Annotated in this window: 17 protein-coding genes and 1 pseudogene; 9 read left to right on the forward strand and 9 right to left on the reverse strand. The window is 70.4% G+C overall.

Features of this window, described 5'->3' with window-relative positions:
* Positions 1 to 66 precede the first annotated feature (66 nt).
* The 3 genes from ACWDUZ_RS24770 to ACWDUZ_RS24780 form a co-directional block, all read right to left on the reverse strand.
* On the reverse strand, positions 67 to 690 hold the full coding sequence (locus ACWDUZ_RS24770; protein ID WP_451633990.1) for a DUF6230 family protein: 624 nt from the start codon (positions 688 to 690) through the stop codon (positions 67 to 69).
* Between the two features lie 351 nt (positions 691 to 1,041).
* Positions 1,042 to 2,502, reverse strand: a complete 1,461-nt coding sequence (locus tag ACWDUZ_RS24775; RefSeq protein WP_451633991.1) for a glycoside hydrolase family 6 protein — start codon at positions 2,500 to 2,502, stop codon at positions 1,042 to 1,044.
* A 289-nt stretch (positions 2,503 to 2,791) separates the two neighbouring features.
* A complete protein-coding gene (locus tag ACWDUZ_RS24780; protein ID WP_451633992.1) occupies positions 2,792 to 4,066 on the reverse strand; it encodes an SGNH/GDSL hydrolase family protein in 1,275 nt (424 codons plus the stop codon).
* 371 nt (positions 4,067 to 4,437) lie between these two features.
* Between ACWDUZ_RS24780 and ACWDUZ_RS24785 the strand changes: the two are divergent.
* Positions 4,438 to 5,164: pseudogene (locus ACWDUZ_RS24785) on the forward strand (DeoR/GlpR family DNA-binding transcription regulator).
* A gap of 112 nt (positions 5,165 to 5,276) precedes the next feature.
* Positions 5,277 to 6,317: a vWA domain-containing protein gene (locus tag ACWDUZ_RS24790; protein ID WP_451633993.1), complete on the forward strand. Its 1,041-nt coding sequence runs from the start codon at positions 5,277 to 5,279 to the stop codon at positions 6,315 to 6,317.
* Positions 6,318 to 6,414: 97 nt separating this feature from the next.
* Here ACWDUZ_RS24790 and ACWDUZ_RS24795 read toward each other — a convergent pair whose 3' ends face one another.
* Complete coding sequence (locus ACWDUZ_RS24795; RefSeq protein WP_451633994.1) at positions 6,415 to 7,407, reverse strand: phosphotransferase family protein; 993 nt, start codon at positions 7,405 to 7,407, stop codon at positions 6,415 to 6,417.
* A gap of 146 nt (positions 7,408 to 7,553) precedes the next feature.
* Between ACWDUZ_RS24795 and ACWDUZ_RS24800 the strand changes: the two genes are divergently transcribed.
* A complete protein-coding gene (locus tag ACWDUZ_RS24800; protein ID WP_451633995.1) occupies positions 7,554 to 8,090 on the forward strand; it encodes a GNAT family N-acetyltransferase in 537 nt (178 codons plus the stop codon).
* Positions 8,091 to 8,319: 229 nt separating this feature from the next.
* Here the strand turns inward: ACWDUZ_RS24800 and ACWDUZ_RS24805 are convergent, their stop codons facing one another.
* The gene (locus tag ACWDUZ_RS24805) at positions 8,320 to 9,237 is read right to left on the reverse strand and encodes an AraC family transcriptional regulator N-terminal domain-containing protein (protein WP_451633996.1); all 918 of its coding nucleotides are present in this window, start codon (positions 9,235 to 9,237) and stop codon (positions 8,320 to 8,322) included.
* Positions 9,238 to 9,378: 141 nt separating this feature from the next.
* On the opposite strand from ACWDUZ_RS24805, the gene ACWDUZ_RS24810 reads away from it, so the two are divergent.
* Together ACWDUZ_RS24810 and ACWDUZ_RS24815 are read left to right on the forward strand one after the other, a co-directional pair.
* Entirely contained in the window at positions 9,379 to 10,458 is a 1,080-nt protein-coding gene (locus tag ACWDUZ_RS24810; protein WP_451633997.1) for an aldo/keto reductase, read from the forward strand.
* A 237-nt stretch (positions 10,459 to 10,695) separates the two neighbouring features.
* Positions 10,696 to 10,980: a hypothetical protein gene (locus ACWDUZ_RS24815; RefSeq protein ID WP_451633998.1), complete on the forward strand. Its 285-nt coding sequence runs from the start codon at positions 10,696 to 10,698 to the stop codon at positions 10,978 to 10,980.
* A 195-nt stretch (positions 10,981 to 11,175) separates the two neighbouring features.
* Here ACWDUZ_RS24815 and ACWDUZ_RS24820 read toward each other — a convergent pair whose 3' ends face one another.
* The 4 genes from ACWDUZ_RS24820 to ACWDUZ_RS24835 all read right to left on the reverse strand — a co-directional run bounded on the left by ACWDUZ_RS24820 (position 11,176) and on the right by ACWDUZ_RS24835 (position 15,387).
* Positions 11,176 to 13,347: a hypothetical protein gene (locus tag ACWDUZ_RS24820; RefSeq protein ID WP_451633999.1), complete on the reverse strand. Its 2,172-nt coding sequence runs from the start codon at positions 13,345 to 13,347 to the stop codon at positions 11,176 to 11,178.
* A gap of 65 nt (positions 13,348 to 13,412) precedes the next feature.
* Positions 13,413 to 14,009, reverse strand: a complete 597-nt coding sequence (locus tag ACWDUZ_RS24825; RefSeq protein ID WP_451634000.1) for a hypothetical protein — start codon at positions 14,007 to 14,009, stop codon at positions 13,413 to 13,415.
* A gap of 236 nt (positions 14,010 to 14,245) precedes the next feature.
* Positions 14,246 to 15,202: a HesA/MoeB/ThiF family protein gene (locus ACWDUZ_RS24830; protein WP_451634001.1), complete on the reverse strand. Its 957-nt coding sequence runs from the start codon at positions 15,200 to 15,202 to the stop codon at positions 14,246 to 14,248.
* A complete protein-coding gene (locus ACWDUZ_RS24835) occupies positions 15,199 to 15,387 on the reverse strand; it encodes a hypothetical protein (protein ID WP_451634002.1) in 189 nt (62 codons plus the stop codon). Before ACWDUZ_RS24835 ends, ACWDUZ_RS24830 begins: the two co-directional genes overlap by 4 nt.
* 726 nt (positions 15,388 to 16,113) lie before the next feature.
* On the opposite strand from ACWDUZ_RS24835, the gene ACWDUZ_RS24840 reads away from it, so the two are divergent.
* The 4 genes from ACWDUZ_RS24840 (at position 16,114) to ACWDUZ_RS24855 (ending at position 19,549) form a co-directional block, all read left to right on the forward strand.
* The gene (locus tag ACWDUZ_RS24840; protein ID WP_451634003.1) at positions 16,114 to 17,409 is read left to right on the forward strand and encodes an ABC transporter substrate-binding protein; all 1,296 of its coding nucleotides are present in this window, start codon (positions 16,114 to 16,116) and stop codon (positions 17,407 to 17,409) included.
* A 94-nt stretch (positions 17,410 to 17,503) separates the two neighbouring features.
* Positions 17,504 to 17,704 (forward strand): hypothetical protein, encoded by a 201-nt coding sequence (locus ACWDUZ_RS24845; protein WP_451634004.1) that lies wholly within the window; start codon positions 17,504 to 17,506, stop codon positions 17,702 to 17,704.
* A gap of 4 nt (positions 17,705 to 17,708) precedes the next feature.
* Positions 17,709 to 18,668, forward strand: coding sequence for a carbohydrate ABC transporter permease (locus ACWDUZ_RS24850; RefSeq protein ID WP_451634005.1), 960 nt, complete (start codon positions 17,709 to 17,711; stop codon positions 18,666 to 18,668).
* The gene (locus tag ACWDUZ_RS24855; protein WP_451634006.1) at positions 18,665 to 19,549 is read left to right on the forward strand and encodes a carbohydrate ABC transporter permease; all 885 of its coding nucleotides are present in this window, start codon (positions 18,665 to 18,667) and stop codon (positions 19,547 to 19,549) included. The genes ACWDUZ_RS24850 and ACWDUZ_RS24855 overlap by 4 nt, the downstream gene beginning before the upstream one ends.
* Positions 19,550 to 19,557: the final 8 nt, after the last annotated feature.

A 19,557-nucleotide genomic window follows, 5' to 3' on the forward strand; every position in this document is an offset into this window, starting at 1 on the left:
GAGAGCCGAGTGGGGTGGACGCCGGGCCCACCGCGAGTGTTCCCGCCGGGGTCAGGAGCAGCGGGGTCAGAAGCATGCCTGGTGGCCCTTCTCGAACTTCAGGTGCAGGCCGGGGATGGTGAACGTGCCGGCGGAGACGGCGACCGCGGTCAGGCGCACATGGGTCAACGTGGTCGACACGGCCTGCTGCCCGACTCCGTTGGGGTCGAAGAACCGCGAGTTCCTGTCACCCGGGTCGACCGGCCCCTTGGTGATCGCGCCCTGCGCCACGCCGATGTCGACGTCCTGGAAGTCCGCCTGCCCGACCGTCTCGCTCGTCGCGTCGATGAACATGTTCGACGCCGTGGCGGGACGCTCGTCGCCGCCGGTGAGCTTCAAGGTGAGCGGGCCCAGCGGCGGAAGGTCGATCGGTACGGACTGGCACAGTCCGCTGATCGTCGCATGCCGGGCACCGGTGACCATGACCGGCACCCGCTCGCCCTTCTTGGTCACGTCCACGATGACGTAGGAACTGAACCCGCGTACGGTCAGGGTGTCCACGCTGATCTGGAACCGCTGGCCGGAGATGAGGAACGACGCGGCGAGTGCTCCCTGGGCCATGGCGATGCCGAGAGCGGCGCAGGCCGCGACGCTGGGAGTCAGGATGAGCGCGAAGCGTCGCCACCGGGTTCTGCCGGCACGATGCGACATCCTGTCTCCTTCGCTACACCACCCGCAACTTGCCGGTTCCAGGCACCGCAGACATCTGTTGCCCAGTGACGGATCCTAGGCTTGCGGGCAGGTCGATCCCCTGCACGTCAGGCCCGGCGTACGGGTGATGCCGCTCCCACCGGGCCCTTCGGGCCGCGGGTGCGGGTCCGGACGAGTGACGGGCGGCTTCCCCGCGGGACGTGACGGCGGCCGGGTTCCTGGAGCTCCCGCGCGTCGCCGAAGGAGCTCGGGGGCAACGCTTCTCGGAAGGGCGGGCGCCCTGTGCACGGCGGCGGCCTGCCCCGGAATCGTCCGGGGCGGCCGCCGCGGTGGTACGGGAACGGTGGCCCGTCAGGACACGGTGCAGCCGGCACCGTTGAGAGTGAAGGCGGTGGGTGAGGTGGTGCCGGAGCCCGTCCCCTGGAATCCGAAGCTGGTGGAACCGCCGGGCGGGATGGTCCCGTTGTAGCCCAGGTCGGTGGCGGTCACGGTCGCGCCGGACTGGGTGGCGTCGGCGTTCCAGGCGCTGGTGATCTTCTGGTCGGCGGGGAAGGTCCATGTGAGCGACCAGCCGTTGACGGAACCGCTGCCCGTGTTGCGCACGGTCACATCCGCGGTGAAGCCGCCGTTCCAGGCGCTGGCGACCTTGTAGGTGACGGAGCAGGAGGCGCCGGCCGGCGTCGTGGGCGGGGTGGTCGTCGGCGGGGGCGTGGTGGGCGGGGTGGTGGTCGGCGGGGGCGTCGTCGGTGGGGTGGTCACGGGCGGGGTCGGGTCCGAGGATCCGGCGGAGGCCAGCGCGTACGCCCCGTCCGGCAGGAAGGTGCCCGCGGCGCCGGCACAGCCGTCCGCCTCACCCGGCGGCTTCACCCAGAGGAAGGCGTCGATCGCCGGGTCCCCGGTGTCGGCCGTGGGGTAGTCGCCGATCGCCCGGCCGGACGGGTCGCACCATGCCCCGCCGGGGGCGGGGCCGTTGCCGTTGCGGCTGGTGTCCACCACGGCGTGCAGATCGGCCGGATTGCCCAGCGCGGCCAGCACGTTCTTGGCGTAGCTGACCTCGTTCGCCGTGGTGTTGAAGTTGGAGACGTTGGTGAAGAGGCCGTCGGCGTTGGTCAGGATGCCGGCGCTGCGCAGTCGGCCCGCCTGGTCCGAGGCGCTGTTCCAGGCGGAGTGGCCGCCGTCCAGGTAGACCATGGCGTCGGGTGAGGCGGCGTGGATGGTGGCCGCCGCCCGGGAGAGCGAGGCGAATCGGTCGGCCTGCTGCTGTGCGGAGAGGCAGGTGGTCAGGGCGATGGAGTCGGGCTCCAGGATGATGATCGACCGGCCGCTGCCCAGCCCGGCGGCGAACTCGCGTACCCAGGTGTCGTACGAGGCCAGGTCCGGCGCGCCGCCGGCGGAGGCACCGCCGCAGTCGCGGTTGGGGATCTCGTAGACGGCGAGTACGGGCACCTGTCCGGCGGCGGCAGCGGCTGTGGTGACGGCTCTGACGTCGTCGGTGACGGTGGAGGGGCGGTAGTCGGAGAACCAGATGGCCTGCGGCTGGGAGGCGATCCGCCGGGAGATGACCGGCTGGCGGGAGTCGCCGGGATGGGCGGCGACCCACCGGGCGACCTGGGAGTCGGGGTCCTTGTAGAACTGGGTGCCGGCGGGGATGCTGCCCTGCACCGCGGCGCCCGCGGTGACCTTGGTGCCCAGCGCGATACCGGCGGCGGCCAGGCCCGCGGCCAGGCCGATCGCCGTGGCCCTGCGCAGCCGCGACCCGCGCGCGGGGGCGGCCGCCCCGGCGGGGTGTGGGGTGCGGATGAGGGGTGTCACAGTCGTCCTCCGTGCTCTCGGGTGAGGGCCCTCGGGAGTGAGGGTGGGCTGCGGCCATCATGGGAGCGCTCCCGCAACTGCCGGGCCGAGCCTAGCCAGCTTGACGTGGGCACGTAATCCTTGAGCGGGGTGCATTTTTGGCCATCATGGGAGCGCTCCCGCCTTACGGAGAGGCGACGGGGTCGCCGTCATGGCGCACCTGGCGGCCGCGACGCCGTCGGCCGTCCTCGCGCCGCAGCCGGCGCCCCCCGGACGGGGGCCGCCGGCTTCCGCCAGGGCCGCTCGGGCCTCAGCGACCGCGCCGGATCATGTCGAGGTCGACGGCGTCGGCCATCACCTGGTAGCCCGGGTCGCCCGGGTGCAGGTGGTCGCCCGAGTCGTAGGCCGGGAGCATGGACGACGGGTCGGCGGGGTCGCGGACCGCCTTGTCGAAGTCGATGACGCCGTCGAACGCGCCGCTGGTGCGGATCCAGTGGTTCACGGCCAGGCGCTGCCGCTCGCCGTAGGCGCTGCCGTAGTCGCCGCCGAAGCGGCCGTTGGAACCCATGAAAGGCGTCAGCGTGCCGCCGTAGATCTTCAGTCCGCGGGCGTGCGCCCGGTCGATGATCTCCTGGTAGCCGGAGATCAGGGACGGCGCGCTCGCGCCGGCCGCGCCGATGTCGTTGATCCCCTCCAGCAGGATCACGGACTTGACGCCGCTCCGGCCGAGCACGTCACGGTCCAGGCGGTGCAGGGCGCTGATCCCGTAGTAGACCGGGACACGGTCGACCAGCACCTCGTTGCCGCTGATGGCGGCGTTGGCCACGGCGGGAACGGATCCGGGCAGTGCCGACAGACGCCGGACCAGGTAGTCGGGCCAGCGGTGGTCGGTGTTCAGGGTGGAGGCGGCGCCGTCGGTGATGGAGTCGCCGAGGGTGACGACGGTGCCGTCGGCGCCCCGGTTGCGCACCACTTCGACGCCGTCGACCAGCATCATGCAGGTCATGGACGTCGGGTAGCCCGAGCCGTCACCGCTGCCGGCGTGGTCCCCGGCGGCGGACAGGAAGCTGTGCTGCATGCCGAGGCGGTGGTTGGTGACGGGCCCGGTGGAGCCCGGCACGTAGACGCTCACCGACAGGTGCGCGAGCTCCTCGACGCTCAGGTTCACCGGATCGCTGAACCGCTCCGCCCCGGCCGGCACGTCGACGGACTTCCTGCCGGAGAAGGTCAGTTCGCGCAGCGTGCCGGGCTCGAGGGAGGCGCCGCTGCTCTGACGGGCGACGGTGGCGTGGCCGACGTGCAGTGCGCTCGTCCCGAAGGAGTTGCTCAGCCGCACGCGGATGCGGCCCCCGGCCGCCCCGGTGGTGACGACGTTGCGGACGGTCCGGTCGGTCAGACCCTCGGCGCTGGGGCAGGTGGATTGCGAGGTGATGCCCTGTACCGGGCTGCCGGCCCAGGCCGTGGCCCACGGGCCGGCGGCGACCCCGGACGCGGCCGGGGAAGGGACGGCCCCGGTGAGCGAAGCGCCCGTGGCGAGCAGGGCCGAAAGGGCGACGACGGCGGTGCGTGCGCGCGGTCTGGTCATGAAGCCTCCTGTCCGGTACCGGCGTTGATTCTCGCGGTCGCGCACGTGCGATGGGGACGGGGAAGGGCCGGGCATCGGCACCTGAGAATTGAACATCAAGGGTTCACATTTGATTGCCTACGGTGTTCGACAAGCTGGTGTGCGCTCACATCAACAGTCCCTGTCCGGTGCGGACTTCGCAGTGACACAGGTCGGTCGCGCCCGCGCCGCCCCGGGGGGAGCGCGACAGGGCGGACGAATCCGGCGCACCCGAGGATGTTCGCTTCACAGAAAACGAACAGGAGTCATCGGTGGGGGAAGAGGTGCGGACGCCGGCCGAGGAGGGCGGGCGAAAGCCGCGCGAGCGACGGGAGCGGATCAAGGGCCGTGTCGTGGACGAGGGCTTCGTCCGCATCGAGCAACTCGCCGAGGAGCTGGGCGTGACGCCGATGACCATCCGGCGCGACCTGGACCACCTGCAGAGCAAGGGATGGCCGCGCAAGGTGCGCGGCGGGGCGACGGCGCAGCCGTCGACGGCGTTCCACGGGGATGTCCGCCACCGCACACGGGCCATGGCGGAGGAGAAGGAGGCGCTCGCCCGCACCGCGCTGCCCCTGGTCAAGCCCGGACAGTCGGTCATCGTCGACGACAGCCACCACGGCGCTCGCCCTCGCCCGGCTGCTCACACAGCGCGCGCCGCTGACGGTCATCACCAACTTCGTGCCCGCGACCCAGGTCCTCGCCGGCAGCCCGGGCATCGAGCTCATCTCGCTCGGCGGCACCTACTTCCCCGCCTACGACGCCTTCCTCGGTGTGCGCACCGTCGACGCCGCGGCCAGCCTCCACGCCGACCTGCTCTTCGCCTCCACGACGGCCATCACCCGCGGCCACTGCTACCACCAGTCGCAGGAGACGGTGGCGGTGAAGCGGGCCCTCATGGCCGCCTGCCACCGCAAGGTCCTCCTGGTGGACCACACCAAGTTCCGGCGCCGCGGGCTCTACCAACTGGCCCCCGTCAGGGCGTTCGACCTCGTCGTCGTCGACCCCGGCATCCCCCCGGCCGACCTCGACGCGCTCCAGGCCCAGGGCGTGGACGTCATCGTCGCCGGCCGGGAGTGACGGGCCCCGGTCTCCGGTGGACGAGGTGTCCGCTCCGCAGGGCCGGGATCGATTGTCAGTGGTGGGTGGAACGATCGGAGCATCGACTCGGAACGAAAGAGGGGGAGCCGTCATGTCCGGAACCCAGAACTACATCAACCACGTTGCTCTCGTGCTGGACGCCAGTTCGTCCATGTCCCACCTGAGCCGCACGGTGGTCGACGTCGCCGACCGGCAGATCGCCTACCTGGCCCGCCGATCGAGGGAACTGGACCAGGAGACCCGCGTCACGGTGTACGTCTTCGCCGACAAGGTGGAGTGCGTCATCTACGACAAGGACGTGCTGAGGATGCCGTCGCTGAAGCAGCTGTACCGGGTCGGTGGGATGACCGCTCTGCTGGCGGCCGCACTGAAGTCGCAGCGGGAGCTGGCACAGACCGCTCAACTCTACGGGGACCACAGCTTCCTGACGTTCATACTCACCGACGGCCAGGAGAACGCGAGCCACCGCTGCCCGGACGCCCCCGCCAGGGATCCGCGTGAACTGGTCGAGGCCGTGGCCGAGATGATCAAGACGCAGGAGGACAACTGGACGCTGGCCGTGCTGGTGCCGGACCAGATGGGCAAGCGCGAGGCCGTGCAGTGCGGTTTCCCGAAGGACAACGTCGCCATCTGGGACGCCACCAGCACCCAGGGTCTGGAGGAGGCCGGGCAGGTCATCCAGCTGGCCACCGAGAAGTTCATGGTGGGCCGCACCAAGGGCATCCGGGGATCGCGGGCGGTGTTCTCCACGAGTGCGGACGCGGTCAACAGGGACACCATCGAGGCGGCCGGCCTCACCCCGTTGAACCCGTCGGACTACCAGCTGCTCGCGGTGGATCGTGACGCGGCGATCCGCGACTGGGTCGTCGAGCGCGGGCACACCTACCGTACCGGGGGCGCGTTCTACCAGCTGAGCAAGTCGGAGAAGATCCAGGCCCGCAAGCAGATCGCGGTGCTGGAGAAGAAGACGGACCGGGTGTACACGGGACCGGAGGCCCGCGCCCTGCTCGGCCTGCCGGACGTGGAGGTGCGCGTCAGGCCGGACCACAACGACGACTTCACCATCTTCGTGCAGAGCACCAGCGTGAACCGCAAGCTGGTTCCTCACACACGGCTGCTGCTGATGCTCTGACACCCAGTGGGCGTCGCTCGCCCGCCGTGCTCGCCGGCCCGATGATCGTGGTGCGGGTGGGCCCGGTGTTCCTCCGCCCCGCCGACATCAAGGACGCCTACCCCAGGGACCGGAGCCTGGTCACGCTGTCGGCGAGGGTACGACGGCAGAAGGCGAGATGGTCGCCGCCGTAGCCGCGGGGGCCGCACTCTATGACGAGCAGCAGCCCGAGATAGAGATGGTAGAGGGCGAGCCGGTGGTGGAACGCGGGGCCGAAGTCCAGGCTTCCTCCGGCCTCGGTGTAGCCCGCGACGAGGTCGCTGTCCGGACCGGTGTCGCCGCCGAAGGCCAGGGAGACCAGTTCGGCCGCGGGATCGCCCCAGAACGCCCGCTCGTGGTCGATGAGACCGGTGATCCGGGTGTTCGTCCCGTCGTCGGCGAGGTGGACGAAGATGTTGCCCGGCCACAGGTCGAAGTGGACCAGCCGTGGTTCGGTGACCTCGTCGAGGGCGTACCCGCCTTCGGCGACCAGTTCGCGTATGTCCTCGGGGGACACTCCGAGCGCGGACTGCCAGTGCTCGGCGTCGTCCAGCAGCGCGTTCACCATGGCGGTGAACGCCGTCCGCCAGTCGGCGGCGGACAGCGCGGACTCGGCGGCCGGGTATCCGAACCGCCCGTCCTCCGGCGCCAGGGTGTGCAGCCGTGCGGTGATCGCGCCCAACTCACGGCGCAGCGCCGCCTGGACGGTGGGTGCCAGGCTGTCGGTCGCCTTGTCCCAAGGGGTGCCCGCCAAGTGGGAGAGGACGAGGAACTCCTTGCCCGCGTGCAGCAGGGAGGGGCCCGGCACCGCGCCGTCCGGCAGACCGGCGATGCGCCGGTAGACCATCGCCTCCGTGCCGAGGATGCCCAGTTCGTAGCGCAGGACCTCGACGTCGACGGGCGGGGCGATCTTGACCACGGCGGCCCGGCCGTCGTCCAGCGTGACGCGATAGGCGGTGTTGAACCAGCCGTCGGCCAGTTCGGCCTCCAGGCGGCACCCGATGCCGGAGGAGGCACGCAGCATGGAGTCGAGTTCGTCGGGGGTCACGCTGCGCTTGGTCTGACTCTGCATGAGGCACGCCTTCGGACACGAGACATGGAAGCGCTCCCATCGTGCCGGTCGCCCGCGGTCCCGTCCAGTGGCACCGGGGCGCGTCCTGATCGGTGGGCGGTCTTATCGGATTGCCGCCGATCGGCCCGGTCGGATAGGAAGCCTGCATGCTGAAGGGCGACAAGGTCGGGCTCAGGGCCCGGCACGAGGAAGACATCCCGGTCCTGCGGGCCGAGCTCTACGACGACGTGGTCAACGCCTCGCGGGCCGAAAGCGGACCGTGGCGGCCGATCTCGCCCGGCACGAAGGATCCGCGGCTCGTGGTGGACGACAAGGAGCAGCGTCACGTCCCGTTCTCCGTCGTGGAGTTGGACGGCGGCACACTGATCGGTGCGGCGACGCTGTGGGGCATAGACAATCACAACCGGTCCGCGCACATCGGGCTGGGGCTGCTGCCGTCCTGCCGCGGGAAGGGTTACGGCACCGACGTGGTCGCGGTGCTGTGCCACTACGGTTTCGTGGTGCGCGGACTGCACCGCCTGCAGATCGAGACCCTCGCGGACAACGCCGCGATGCTGCGCGCCGCCGAGCGCAACGGCTTCGTACGCGAAGGCGTGCTGCGTTCCTCGGCCTGGGTCATGGGCCAGTTCCTCGACGAGGTGCTGCTGGGGGTCCTCGTTCAGGAGTGGAAGAGCGCGCCCTAGATGTGCCGTCCGGGAACGTCGATGACACGCGTGCTGGGTGCTTGAACAGGTGAGGGCCTTCTGGGTTGGCGTGGATCGCGACTCTACGCCTGACCGCAGGAGGCCCCTCGTGTCGGTACCACTCAGACCCGGGCGCCGCGAAGCGTTCCTGCCCTTGCTGCACACGCACCATCACCACCACGCACACACCGCGCTCGGGGACCAACCACCCACCGGCCGCGTCCCCCACCTATTCCGGCACGACGGCGACGCTCTGGAGCCGAACGGCGTCCTCGTGGGGCGGTGCGCCGAACATCCGGCGGTACTCCCGAGTGAACTGTGACGCGCTGGTGTAGCCCACGGCGTGGCCGACCGCGGCTACGTCGGACGGGTCGGCGACGAGACGGGCTCGGGCCCACTGGAGGCGCAGCAACTTCTGGTACTGCAGCGGGCTCATCGACGTAGCCGACCGGAAGTGCCGGTTGAGAGTCGAGACACTGAGGCCGACGTCCGCGGCGAGGTCCGCGATCCGGATCGGCTGGGCGTAGTGCTCCTTGAGCCAGCCGATCGCTCGTGCCACGAGCGCGAGGCGGCCCTCGGCCACGCCGACCTGGCGGATCAGCCGGGCCTGCGGTCCGGTGAGCAGGCGCCAATGGATCTCGCGTCTGATCGCGGGCCCGAGGACCCTCCGGTCGGTGGGGGAATCCGCGAGCCGCAGGAGTCGTACGAAGGCGTCGAGCAGCTCCGAGGAGGCGTCGCTGGTCGCGAGCGCGGGACCGCTGCCGGCCGCCGCCAGTCCCGGGGGTGCCGGAAGCAGCGGCACCTCGAACAGAAGTTCGGCGACGGTCGGCGGGTCGAGTGGCAGGCTGACGGCGAGAAAGGGCTCGACGTCATCGGCCGCGGAGATCCAGGAGGTGAGTGGCAGCTCGACGGTCACCACCAGGAACTGACCGGCTGCATAGTCGAAAACTCGGTCGCCCAGCACCGACCGCTTCGCACCCTGGGCGACCAGCGCCACCACCGGCTCGGCGACGTTGCCCAGGGGAGCGGTCGTCCGCGTGGTCGAGAAGACGGTGACGCCGACGCCGTCGACCGTACGCGGCCGGGGACGGCCGGCGGCAAGACGACCGATCAGTGTGCGCAGCTCCTCGAGCTCCGGCGTGGCCATGGGCCGAGTGAACCAGCTCGACGTCGATCGCGCCAGCGGTGAGCGGATCAGGCAAAGACCTGCGCGGATCGGTCTAGGGGATGCCGCGTGCGGCGGATGCACTGGAGGAGCACCACCCCGACGAGTTCCCCGAGGAAACCCATGTCCCTGACGTCTTATGTCACCCTCGGCCGGTCCGGCCTGCGGATCAGCCCCTTCACCCTCGGCACGATGACCTTCGGCGAGGACCACGGCTGGGGCTCGAGCCCCGAGGAGTCCACCAGGATCCTGGCTGCCTACCTCGACCGCGGCGGCAACTCGGTCGACACCGCGAACATCTACACCGGCGGTCACTCCGAGGTCATCATCGGTGACTACTTGGCCGCCAACCCGAGCGTGCGTGAGCGGATCGTGCTGGGGACGAAGTTCTTCTGGAACCTCCACCCGGGCGACCCGAACGGAGGCGGCCCCGGTCGCAAGAGCATCATCGGCCAGCTCGAGGAGTCGTTGCGCCGGCTGCGCACGGACTACGTCGACGTCTACTGGCTGCACAACTTCGACCCCGTCACGCCGGTCGAGGAGACCCTTCGCACACTCGACGATCTCGTGACCGCCGGCAAGATCCGCTACGTGGGCTTCTCCGACGTCCCCGCCTGGGCGTGTGCACAGGCGGCGACGATCGCGCGCTTCCGCGGCTGGTCGCCGATCATCGCCCTGCAACTGGAGTACTCCCTGCTCGAGCGGACCAGCGAGGGCGAGCTGCTCCCCATGGCCCAGGCGCTCGGGTTCGGCGTGCTCCCCTGGGGGCCGCTCAAGAGCGGTTTCCTCTCGGGGAAGTACGCGAGCGGGCGAACCGGCCCGGTCGACACGACCCGCGACTTCGCGGGGACCCCCACCCCCGAGCAGTACGCCGTCATCGACACGGTCAACGAGGTCGCCGACGAGCTGGGGACGGCGCCGGCGAGCGTCGCGCTGGCCTGGGTCCGGACCCGGGCCGGTATCACCTCGACGCTCGTCGGCGCGCGCACGATGGCCCAGCTCGAGACGAACCTGTCCGGCCTGGAGGTCGATCTGAGCGCCGACCAGCTCGACCGTCTGGAGAAGGTGTCGCGTCCACAGTTGAACTTCCCCGCCGAGAACAATGCGACCTTCGCCCGGCTCGCCCGCAACGGCGGGACCACTGTCGACGGTGTCCCGACGCCCCTGGCGCCGCAGCTCGCCCACGGCGTACCGCGGTGGTGAGGAACAGCGCCACTACGGCAGAGGCCGGAGCATCACCGGGTGGACGCCCTTCACAAGCTGCACCGCCGTCCGGCGGACGCGGTGGTCCGGATGTATGGGCACGAGCGTTGTTCACCGTCAGGGCTTGAGAGCGTCTCGATGACGCGGCGCTCGTCCATGGCCTTGTAACCTTCGGCGACCGGCAGGACACGCCGCAGCGCGGCATCGTCGCATCGCTCAGGACAGGAGAACCGACTCATGCGCATCCGTCTCGCCCTCGCCGTCACCGCGGTCGCGGCACTCGCCCTCACCGGCTGTTCCGATCAGCACAAGCACGATCCCTCCGGGAAGGTGATAGCGAAGGACACCGACCGCGAGTGCAAGTCCAAGGGGACCGGCAAGAAGAAGCGCCGCTCGTGCCACACCGAGTACGAGCTGACGGTGCGTACCTCGAAGGGGGACGAGGTCGAGTTCGACGTGTCCAGTTCGGACTACAACGCGTGCTCCCAGGGCGCCTCCTATCCGAGGTGCGCCAAACGGTGACCGTGCCGCGTCCGGCCGGGATGCGGGGCGAGCCGCGGGCGTACGAAGGCCCCTGGCGTACGAAGGCCTCCGGTCCTCCCGTACGGCGGGAACGGCCGGAGGCCTCGAGCAGTCGGCGAAGAGAGCGAAGAGGCTGGATTCAAGGAGGTGTGAGAAGGAAGCCCCTTCATGGCCTCGCCACGGCCACGCTAGCAGTCAGGCGGGGATCAGGTCACGCAGATTCTCGGGGGTGACGATCCGTGACGCGGGGTGCAGCCCGTCGGGCCGTTCCAGGCCGATGTAGGTGACCGGACCCGCCGGAACCGTCTTCCCGTCCCACAGGGTGACGGTCGTCGTGCCGCGGGACATGAGGTCGACGAGATACCGGACGGTGAGCTGCTCGGTGTCGACGAAGGCGCGCAGCAGCATCGCGACCGTCACCGTGTGGCCCTCGACCCGGTTGGAGGTCGGAGTCCCCGTCAGGTACAGATGCAGCCACTTGGCACGCCACCGGCCGTCGGCGCCTCGCAGAAACACCAGCGGCAAGGCGACTCGGCCAGGACCGCGCAGCTCCGACTTCATGCGCACGGTGCGCGGCTCGAAGGGGCGTCCCTTCTGCTCCGTCTCTCGCAGCATGAATCCGAAGAACGACTCCTCGACCTCTTCGAAGCCTTCCCCGGAGAAGATGTCGACCTGCGGGACGATGCAGGCGCCCCGCACGGCGCCCAGTCGCAGGTCGATGAACTCCGATGCCCCTTCGGGCGCTTCCGTGATGTCGCCGGAGTGCCGGCCCCCGGCGCCACGCAGGTTGGTGTACGACAGCCAGGAGACGGTCTTGTAGTCGGCGTTCAGCAGCAGCGCGGACAGGTCGTAGTCGGTGGTGCGCTCGGTCTGCTTCCAGTACACGAAGAAGCGCAGCAGTTCCCCGTCGACCGGGGACACCGAGCCGCGCGGCAGCACACCGAACCCGGACGCGGTCGCCTTGCCGCTGAGCGGCAGCGCCACGTCCAGGGCGTCCGGGTCGATCAGCACATGCTCCGCGGCGGGCAGCCGGCGGCGCAGCTCCGCGTCCAGCGCGGCGATCAGCCGCTCGCGCTCGGGGGCACGCACCTGCGGGCGGGTGTCGTCGGTGGCCCAGGCACGGCCGAGACGGTTGACGAACACCCGGCGCCGGCCGGTCTGCGGTGCACGGTTGTGCAGGTGCTGCCGCACCGACAGCACGACCCGGCCGGCGACGTCGGGGACGACCTGCTCGGCAGCGGCCACCACGGCGTCCCGTTCGCTCTGCGTGCGGGCGTCGCGCAGCAGCCGGTCCAGGGAGCGGAACAGCCTGCCGGGCGCGGACTTCAGCAGTTCGACCGCGCCGGTGAGCTCACCCATGGCGAGCAGCTCCTCCACCCGGCTGTCCAGGGAGCGCGCCACCTTCTCCCCGCGGGCGACGGCGAACACGTCGGCCGCGTGTGGCCACTGCGGGTACTCGTGCGGGTGCAGCCGCTCGCCGAGCCGCTTCCACATCTCACGGTGCGCGGGCACGTCGGCGAGCTTGGCCGGCGCCGCGGCGACCACCGCGTCGAGGCCCGCGAGCAGCGCCCGGCGCAGCGCGCGGGGCACCGCCCGGAACCGCGTCGGCTCCCGCAGGGTCACATCGCCGCCCACCAGCGCGCAGGCCAGCCGGAGCACATCGGTGACCGTGTCCACCAGCAGGCTCGCTCCGGCCAGGAGCCGAACCCGGTTGATCAGGGCGCGGTTCTCCCGCACCGGGATCCGGGCGGGCTGTGGTCCGTCCGCGCAGTGACCGGCGAGGTCCTCCAGATCCCGCAGGCCGTCCTCGCCCAGCGGCGTGCCGCTGCCCGCCAACGTCAGGTAGAGCGCGCTGAGTTCGTCCTCCAGCGCGCCGCCCAGGTGCAGCACGGTGACACGGTCGCCCGCCGCGGCGATCAGCTCGTCGTGGTGGGCGAGCATCTCGGCGTAGGTGTGCCGGTAGGTGCCGTACGTCGGCAGGGTGAGGAGATTCACCACGCCTGTGCTCAGCTGCTGGAGCGTGCTGGTGCGGGTCCTGTCGTCGGCGAGCGCTTCGGCTGTGCACCGTATCCAGAAGTCGAGGGTGTCGGGCACGTTGGCCGGGAAGTCGATGAAGTACGCGTTGTGCCGGACGTGGTCGCCGACCATCTCACGGACCGTCTCCAGCGTTCGTACGGCGGTGCGGACAACCATGGCCTCGGACAGTGCCGACAGATGCTCGAGCATCTCCGCCGAGAGCTTGAAGCCCACGGACATCAGCGCGGCGTCGAACTGCCGTGCCACGACGGCGCCTTCTCCGGCGGGACCCGCGGGCGCGAGAATGCGGTGGGTGTGACGTAGGACCAGAGAGTCGAGTCGGTGGACCATCCCGGCATGTTCCCAAGGCCCGGCGAGCGGCCGCACCGGGTTTTCGCGAGGGCGCGCCCCGGGGGTCAGGTCAGGGTGGTACTGGCGAGAATCGCGTCGACCGCGCCCTCGGTTGCGGGATCCGAGGAGCCGACGACCATCCCGAGGACGAACGAGGTGCGCGACCTGTGTTCCGTCACGACCGTCATCTCCAGGCGCCCGGGGGTGCCGTCCTCGGCCAGTACGGTCAGGGTGACCGTGTGGGCCGGCTGTCCGTCCACCGTCGTCGTCCGGGAGTCCTCCACCTTGACCGGCTGGTCCGGGAAGAAGAACTCGGCGTTCGACCGGGCCGCCCGCTCGGTCGCCCGCGGCAGATCGGCGCGGGGGACGACCTGTCCCGACCGGCCGGCGGCGGCGGAGGCGCCGGTGCCGCCCGCGTCGGAGTCCTTGCTGATCTGGGAGGTGAAGGCGCTGATCAGGTCCTTGTCCTTGGCCGCGTCGTGCGTCCAGCCCTCCGGGATGGCGTACGAGAGCCCGGCCTCGGTGTCGGTGACGCGGGGCCTTCCCGCCAGGGGGCCGCCCCCGTCGCGGCCGGCCCACCACGCCACCGCCCCGCCCGTGACGGCCAGGATCACGACCAGCACGAGCGCCGTCAGTCGGCGCCGACGCTTGCGCGGCGGCACCGGGGAAACGTGCGGAGAACAGCCGGGGCCGGGCGGAAAAGCCGAAGTCGAAGGCGTCGTCATGCCCTTCACCCTTCCGCGCTTCTCGCGCGCGCACCTGAGTAGGCGTACTCAGAGCCAAGACTCTGGTACCTACGACTCGGGTCCGCTCGGATCACCACGGGTGGTGCCGCCTGGCAGGTGGCCGGCCCGCCTGCTGCCCGATCGCACACCGCCGGCTCCCGGAGGGGACGGGGTCACGAGCGCGAGCCCTGGGCCACCGCGACGATGAACAGCACCATCGTGATCAAGAGGAGTGCGGCGAGGGCGACGGCGGTCGGACGTCCGGGTCGTGGCCGCCCGACGTGGCCCCGCCCGTCCGCTCCGTACGTGGCCGATGCCTCGGACGTGGCCACGTGGCGCCAGCCGCGGCACGCGGCGCAGGGCCGGTCCGGGAAGGGGACCCGGACGCTGCGGCTGCTCAGCCCCGAGGTGGGGAAGACCGGCCGCACACCAGGGGAGGTGGGGGTGAAGCCGTGGAGGTAGATGGCGGTGCGTTCCCGGTCGAGGATCGCCGAAAGGTCGTCGCCGGGGTGGGCCAGCGCGGCCACGACGTGTGCCGTGACCAGGGAGATCAGTTGGATGTCCACCCGGGCGCCGCGTGCGGCGTCGGTGTCGGACGCCGAGCGCCGGAACGCCGCCGCGCACTCGTAGCAGGGCGTTCGCCTGCCGGGGAGTACCCACAGGATCTCGCCGACCTCGGCGTCACGGATCCGTGGATCCACCCAGAGCGCCGGATACACCGCGGGTCTGCCGACCGCCAACGCGACCCGGTTGACGTGCCGTTGGCACGCGGCCGAGTCGGTCGCGGCCACGACCACGTCGGCGTCCCGCACCAGTGTCCGCTGCCGGTCGGCCGGCAGCGCCAGGAAGTCGGCGCGCAGACCGGTGCTGTCGCACGGCGGGAAGTCGCGGCGAATCTGTTCGGCCAGTGCGGGGGCTTTGGGTCGTCCCAGGTCCGTCGCGCCCAGCGGGTGCCGGACCAGGTTCTCCACGGCGAGCGTGTCGGGATCGACCAGGCGCAGCGGGCCGAACCCGATCCGTGCCAGCTCTTCGGCCAGGAAACCGCCCACCGCTCCCGCACCGACGACCAGAACCGAGCCTGGACGCCGCCGGTGCCGGGCCCAGACCCGGTCCTCGGGCAGCTCGGTCAATCGAACGTCCAGCGGGACACTCTGACGGCGCTCGGCCCGCCCTGCGGGTCGCTGTCGGACCGCTGGTCCGGCCCGTCGGGCCGCAGTTCCCCGGTGTCGGTGTCGAGGAACCACGAGCGCTCGCTGTCGCGGACCTCTTCCGGCTTCGGTTCCGCGTGCTCCAAGGTCTCCGGTGCTGTACCCACCGTCGCTCCTTCCGTCTCCGGCGACGACGCGCGGCCTGGCTGTGTCGCCGTGTCGCGCCCGTCGCCATCGGTCACCACCCCGCGTACCACGGTGGGACAGAAGGGATGCGTGTCCCGCCTCGGCCTTGTGCCGGCCTCGTGCATCTCCGGTTCCACGTTACCCACCGGTATCCAGTTCGCATCCCGGACCGGGCGATGACCACTGCCGCGTGTGGACGCGTGGGGCCTCGGCCGGAGGCCCGCGCCGTTGACCATGGGGCGGGGGGCTGGTTGACGTTACGGAAACGACTTCCTTACAGTCGAGCAGATTTTCCGCAATGCGACCATTGACTTTCACGTAACGAAAAGAGCAGGGGCCGGGCCGACGTGGCGAACGTCGGCCCAGAGGAACGGACCTGGGGCAGGGGCGTCTGCGAACGACGCAGCTGGGTCGCCGCGTCGGGCTGAATCGATCTAAATGGCGACGCGAAGCCTTGTCAAGGAGTTGGACAGGGGTCGGTAATCGCTTTCTATCAGTCCTCGCGGGCCTCCGGACTTGGGCGCACCGCCGAGCGGGCACTTCCCGCGGCAAAGTCGGATAGCGCTTTCCCAACCTCTTGACGGACTCCGACAGCCACCCTACGGTGCCGTGGCATCGAGATTATGAATCGATTCACCACCTGTTCACCATCTGGGCTTCACCCTCTTCACCGACTTTCCCCCTGTCCGGCACGAAGGAGACTTGCCATGACCAGCAGCTTGCGCCGCCGCGGTGCCCACATCCTGGTGGGCGCGGTCTCGTTCGCCCTCGCCGGAACGTTGAGCGGCTGCGGTTCGTCCTCGAGCGGCAGCGGCGGAGCGCAGACCATCCGGTTCGTGTGGTGGGGCAACCAGGACCGGGCCGACGCGACCAAGAAGGCCGTCGCGCTCTTCGAGAAGAAGTACCCCGACATCCACGTCAAGACCGAGTTCAGCGGCTACCCCGCGTACGTGCAGAAGCTCACCACCCAGGTGGCCGGAGGAGCGGCGCCGGACCTGATGCAGCTCGACCGCCCCACCTTCGGCGAGTACCAGCACCGGCACGTGCTGGCCGACCTCGGCGGCTACGCGGGCAGCACGCTGCACCTGGACAAGATCCCCGCCAACCTGCTCTCCGGCGGCAAGGCGGACGGCAAGCAGTACGCCGTCCCCGCCGGGCAGACCACGCAGATGCTGGTCTACGACCAGGACCTGTTCGCCAAGGCCGGCGTCAAGGTCCCCGAGGACGGCTGGACCTGGAAGCAGTTCACCCAGGACATGGAGAAGGTCGGCGCGAAGACCGGCGTGGCCGGCACCACCGACTTCGGCTGGGCCGTCGACTGGTTCGACTCCTGGCTGCACGAGCACGGCAAGCAGCTCTACACCTCCGACGGCAAGCTCGGTTTCACCGCGGGCGACCTCGAGCAGTTCTGGAACACCACCGCGGCGCTGCGCAAGAACAAGGGCGTGAGCGCTCCCCAGGCGACCACCAAGATGGACGGCTCCACCCAGAACTCGGCGCTGGTGCTCAAGCAAGCCGCCTCCGAGGTGAACTACGACTCCAACCTCACCTCCTACCTGTCCTCCTACCGGGGCGACCTGAAGACCGCGCCCCTGCCCAGCGACAGCCCGGCGAACTCGGGCATGGCCGCGCTCCCCCCTGTCTACTTCGGCATCGCCCAGCACTCCTCCCACAAGGACGCGGCGGCCAAGCTGCTGGACTTCCTCGTCAACGACCCCGCGGCGGGCGAGGCGCTGGGCGCGACCCGCGGTGTGCCGGCCAACTCCGACGTCCGCGCGAAGGTCTGCGCCGCCGCCACCGACGACGGCAAGGCGGTGTGCGACTACGAGAAGCACGTGGAGAGCCGGATGGGCCCCTCCGACACGTGGCAGTGGCCCAGCGGCTCCTCCGCCGTCAAGACGAACTTCCAGCAGGTCTACGACGACGTGATCTTCGGTCGGACCAGCGTCGCCGCCGGTGCCGAGCGGGTCGTCAAGGACGCCCAGCAGTCGCTCGACCAGTGAGGCCCGTGGCGACGCGGCCGGCGACCCCACCCGGTGCCGCCGGCCGCGTCCCGCCCCTCCTCCGCCCGCACCACACCGGAAAGGCTGTTCCCCCGTGCTCCATCTGGACCCCGGCGAGGCGGCACCCGGTCCCGAACCCGGCGACCTGAGCGACCCGCCGACCGTGCGGGCCCTCGACCACGGGCGGCACGCGGCGGCCCCCGGCCCGCTCGGCGCCGCCGATCCGCGGCGGGACGTACCGGGCGCGAACCCGGCCGCCGATCGGGAGGCGCACACCCCGGCGAAGGAAGGATGAGCAGATGGCGAACACCGCACTGGCCCGCCCCGCGCGAGGGCAGGCCACTCCACGGCCGGCGGAAGGGGCCCGGCCGCGCCGCCGCGGACAGCGCGCGGCGTACGTGTTCCTGTCGCCGTGGATCATCGGAGCCACGGTGCTGACGGTGGGCCCGATGCTCGCCTCGCTGTACCTGTCGTTCACGGACTACGACCTGTTCGACTCCCCGAAGTGGGTGGGCCTGGACAACTACGTCCGGATGTTCACCGAGGACGACCGCTACTGGCACGCGGTGACGGCCACCGTGGAGTACGTGGCGATCTCGGTGCCGCTGAAGCTGGCCCTGGCGCTCGCGGTGGCGATGCTCCTCAACAAGGAGCGGCGCGGCACCGGCTTCTACCGCTCGGCCTTCTACGCGCCCTCCCTGCTGGGCGCGAGCGTCAGCGTGGCGCTGGTGTGGCGTGCGATGTACGGCGACGGCGGCGGCGTCGGGCGGCTGCTGGGGGTGTTCGGCATCCACGTCGGCAGCATGGTGGACCAGCCACGCTACGCGCTGCTCACCGTGATCGCCCTGGCGGTGTGGCAGTTCGGTGCCCCGATGGTGATCTTCCTGGCCGGCCTCAAGCAAGTGCCCAGAGAGCTGTACGAGGCCGCATCGCTGGACGGCGCCGGGCCGGTGCGCAGATTCTTCGCGGTGACCCTGCCGATGCTGTCGCCGGTGCTGCTGTTCAATCTGGTGCTGGAGATCATCCACGCCTTCCAGTCGTTCACCAGCGCGTTCATCATCAGCAGCGGCCGCGGCGGCCCGAGCGACTCGACCCTGCTGTACACGCTCTACCTGTACCAGCGCGGGTTCAACGACTTCCGCATGGGCTACGCCTCGGCGATGGCCTGGGTGCTGCTGGTCGCGGTCGCCGCCATCACCGTCCTGCTGTTCCGCAGTGCCAGCAAGTGGGTCTTCTACGCCGGGGAGGGCACGCGATGAGTGCTGACGCGACGACCGCACCGGCGGTGGTGAGAAGCCGTCCCGCCGGCCGCACCGGCCGGTCCGTGCTGTGGCACGCGGGAGTGCTGGTGGTCGTACTGGTCCTGCTGTACCCGATCGTCTGGCTGGTGGCCACGTCCTTCAAGCCTGCCGACGAGGTGCTCTCCAGCCTGGCGCTGTTGCCGAAGCACGCCACCACCGGGAACTACGGCCAGGTGTTCGGCGGCGTGGCGGGCTACAGCATCTGGCAGTACTTCGGGAACTCGCTGGTGATCTCGGCCGGCGCGGTGGCGGGCAACGTACTGTCCTGCTCACTGGCCGCCTACGCCTTCGGCCGGCTCCATTTCCGGGGCCGCGCGCCGCTGTTCGGGTTCATGATCTCCACGATCATGCTGCCGCAGCACGTGGTGCTGATCCCGCAGTACATCATCTTCCAGAAGCTGGGACTGGTGAACACGTTCTGGCCGCTGATCCTGCCGAAGTTCCTGGCCACCGACGCCTTCTTCGTCTTCCTCATGGTGCAGTTCGTCCGCGGCCTGCCCCGCGAGCTGGACGAGACGGCGACCGTCGACGGTTGCGGACCGTTCCGGACCTTCTGGTACGTGATCCTGCCGCTGCTGCGGCCGGCCGTCATCACCACCTCGATCTTCACCTTCATCTGGACCTGGAACGACTTCTTCACCCAGCTGATCTACCTCAACGACCCGTCGAAGTTCACGCTCCCGCTGGCGTTGCAGATCTTTGTCGACCAGACCAGCAAGTCCGCCTTCGGCCCGATGTTCGCCATGTCGGTCCTCGCCCTGGTCCCGATCGGGCTGTTCTTCCTGGCCTTCCAACGGTTCCTGGTGGAAGGCGTGTCCACCTCGGGTCTGAAGGGTTAGGAGATGCC

Source organism: Streptomyces sp. NPDC003393 (genome assembly GCF_053589015.1).

What these genes read in the sequence shown, in the direction of transcription:
- ACWDUZ_RS24770 (WP_451633990.1), bottom strand. Translation starts at nt 690, where the DNA reads ATGTCGCATCGTGCCGGCAGAACCCGGTGGCGACGCTTCGCGCTCATC.
- ACWDUZ_RS24780 (WP_451633992.1), bottom strand. Translation starts at nt 4,066, where the DNA reads ATGACCAGACCGCGCGCACGCACCGCCGTCGTCGCCCTTTCGGCCCTG.
- ACWDUZ_RS24790 (WP_451633993.1), top strand. Translation starts at nt 5,277, where the DNA reads ATGTCCGGAACCCAGAACTACATCAACCACGTTGCTCTCGTGCTGGAC.
- ACWDUZ_RS24795 (WP_451633994.1), bottom strand. Translation starts at nt 7,407, where the DNA reads ATGCAGAGTCAGACCAAGCGCAGCGTGACCCCCGACGAACTCGACTCC.
- ACWDUZ_RS24800 (WP_451633995.1), top strand. Translation starts at nt 7,554, where the DNA reads ATGCTGAAGGGCGACAAGGTCGGGCTCAGGGCCCGGCACGAGGAAGAC.
- ACWDUZ_RS24805 (WP_451633996.1), bottom strand. Translation starts at nt 9,237, where the DNA reads ATGGCCACGCCGGAGCTCGAGGAGCTGCGCACACTGATCGGTCGTCTT.
- ACWDUZ_RS24810 (WP_451633997.1), top strand. Translation starts at nt 9,379, where the DNA reads ATGTCCCTGACGTCTTATGTCACCCTCGGCCGGTCCGGCCTGCGGATC.
- ACWDUZ_RS24815 (WP_451633998.1), top strand. Translation starts at nt 10,696, where the DNA reads ATGCGCATCCGTCTCGCCCTCGCCGTCACCGCGGTCGCGGCACTCGCC.
- ACWDUZ_RS24820 (WP_451633999.1), bottom strand. Translation starts at nt 13,347, where the DNA reads ATGGTCCACCGACTCGACTCTCTGGTCCTACGTCACACCCACCGCATT.
- ACWDUZ_RS24840 (WP_451634003.1), top strand. Translation starts at nt 16,114, where the DNA reads ATGACCAGCAGCTTGCGCCGCCGCGGTGCCCACATCCTGGTGGGCGCG.
- ACWDUZ_RS24850 (WP_451634005.1), top strand. Translation starts at nt 17,709, where the DNA reads ATGGCGAACACCGCACTGGCCCGCCCCGCGCGAGGGCAGGCCACTCCA.
- ACWDUZ_RS24855 (WP_451634006.1), top strand. Translation starts at nt 18,665, where the DNA reads ATGAGTGCTGACGCGACGACCGCACCGGCGGTGGTGAGAAGCCGTCCC.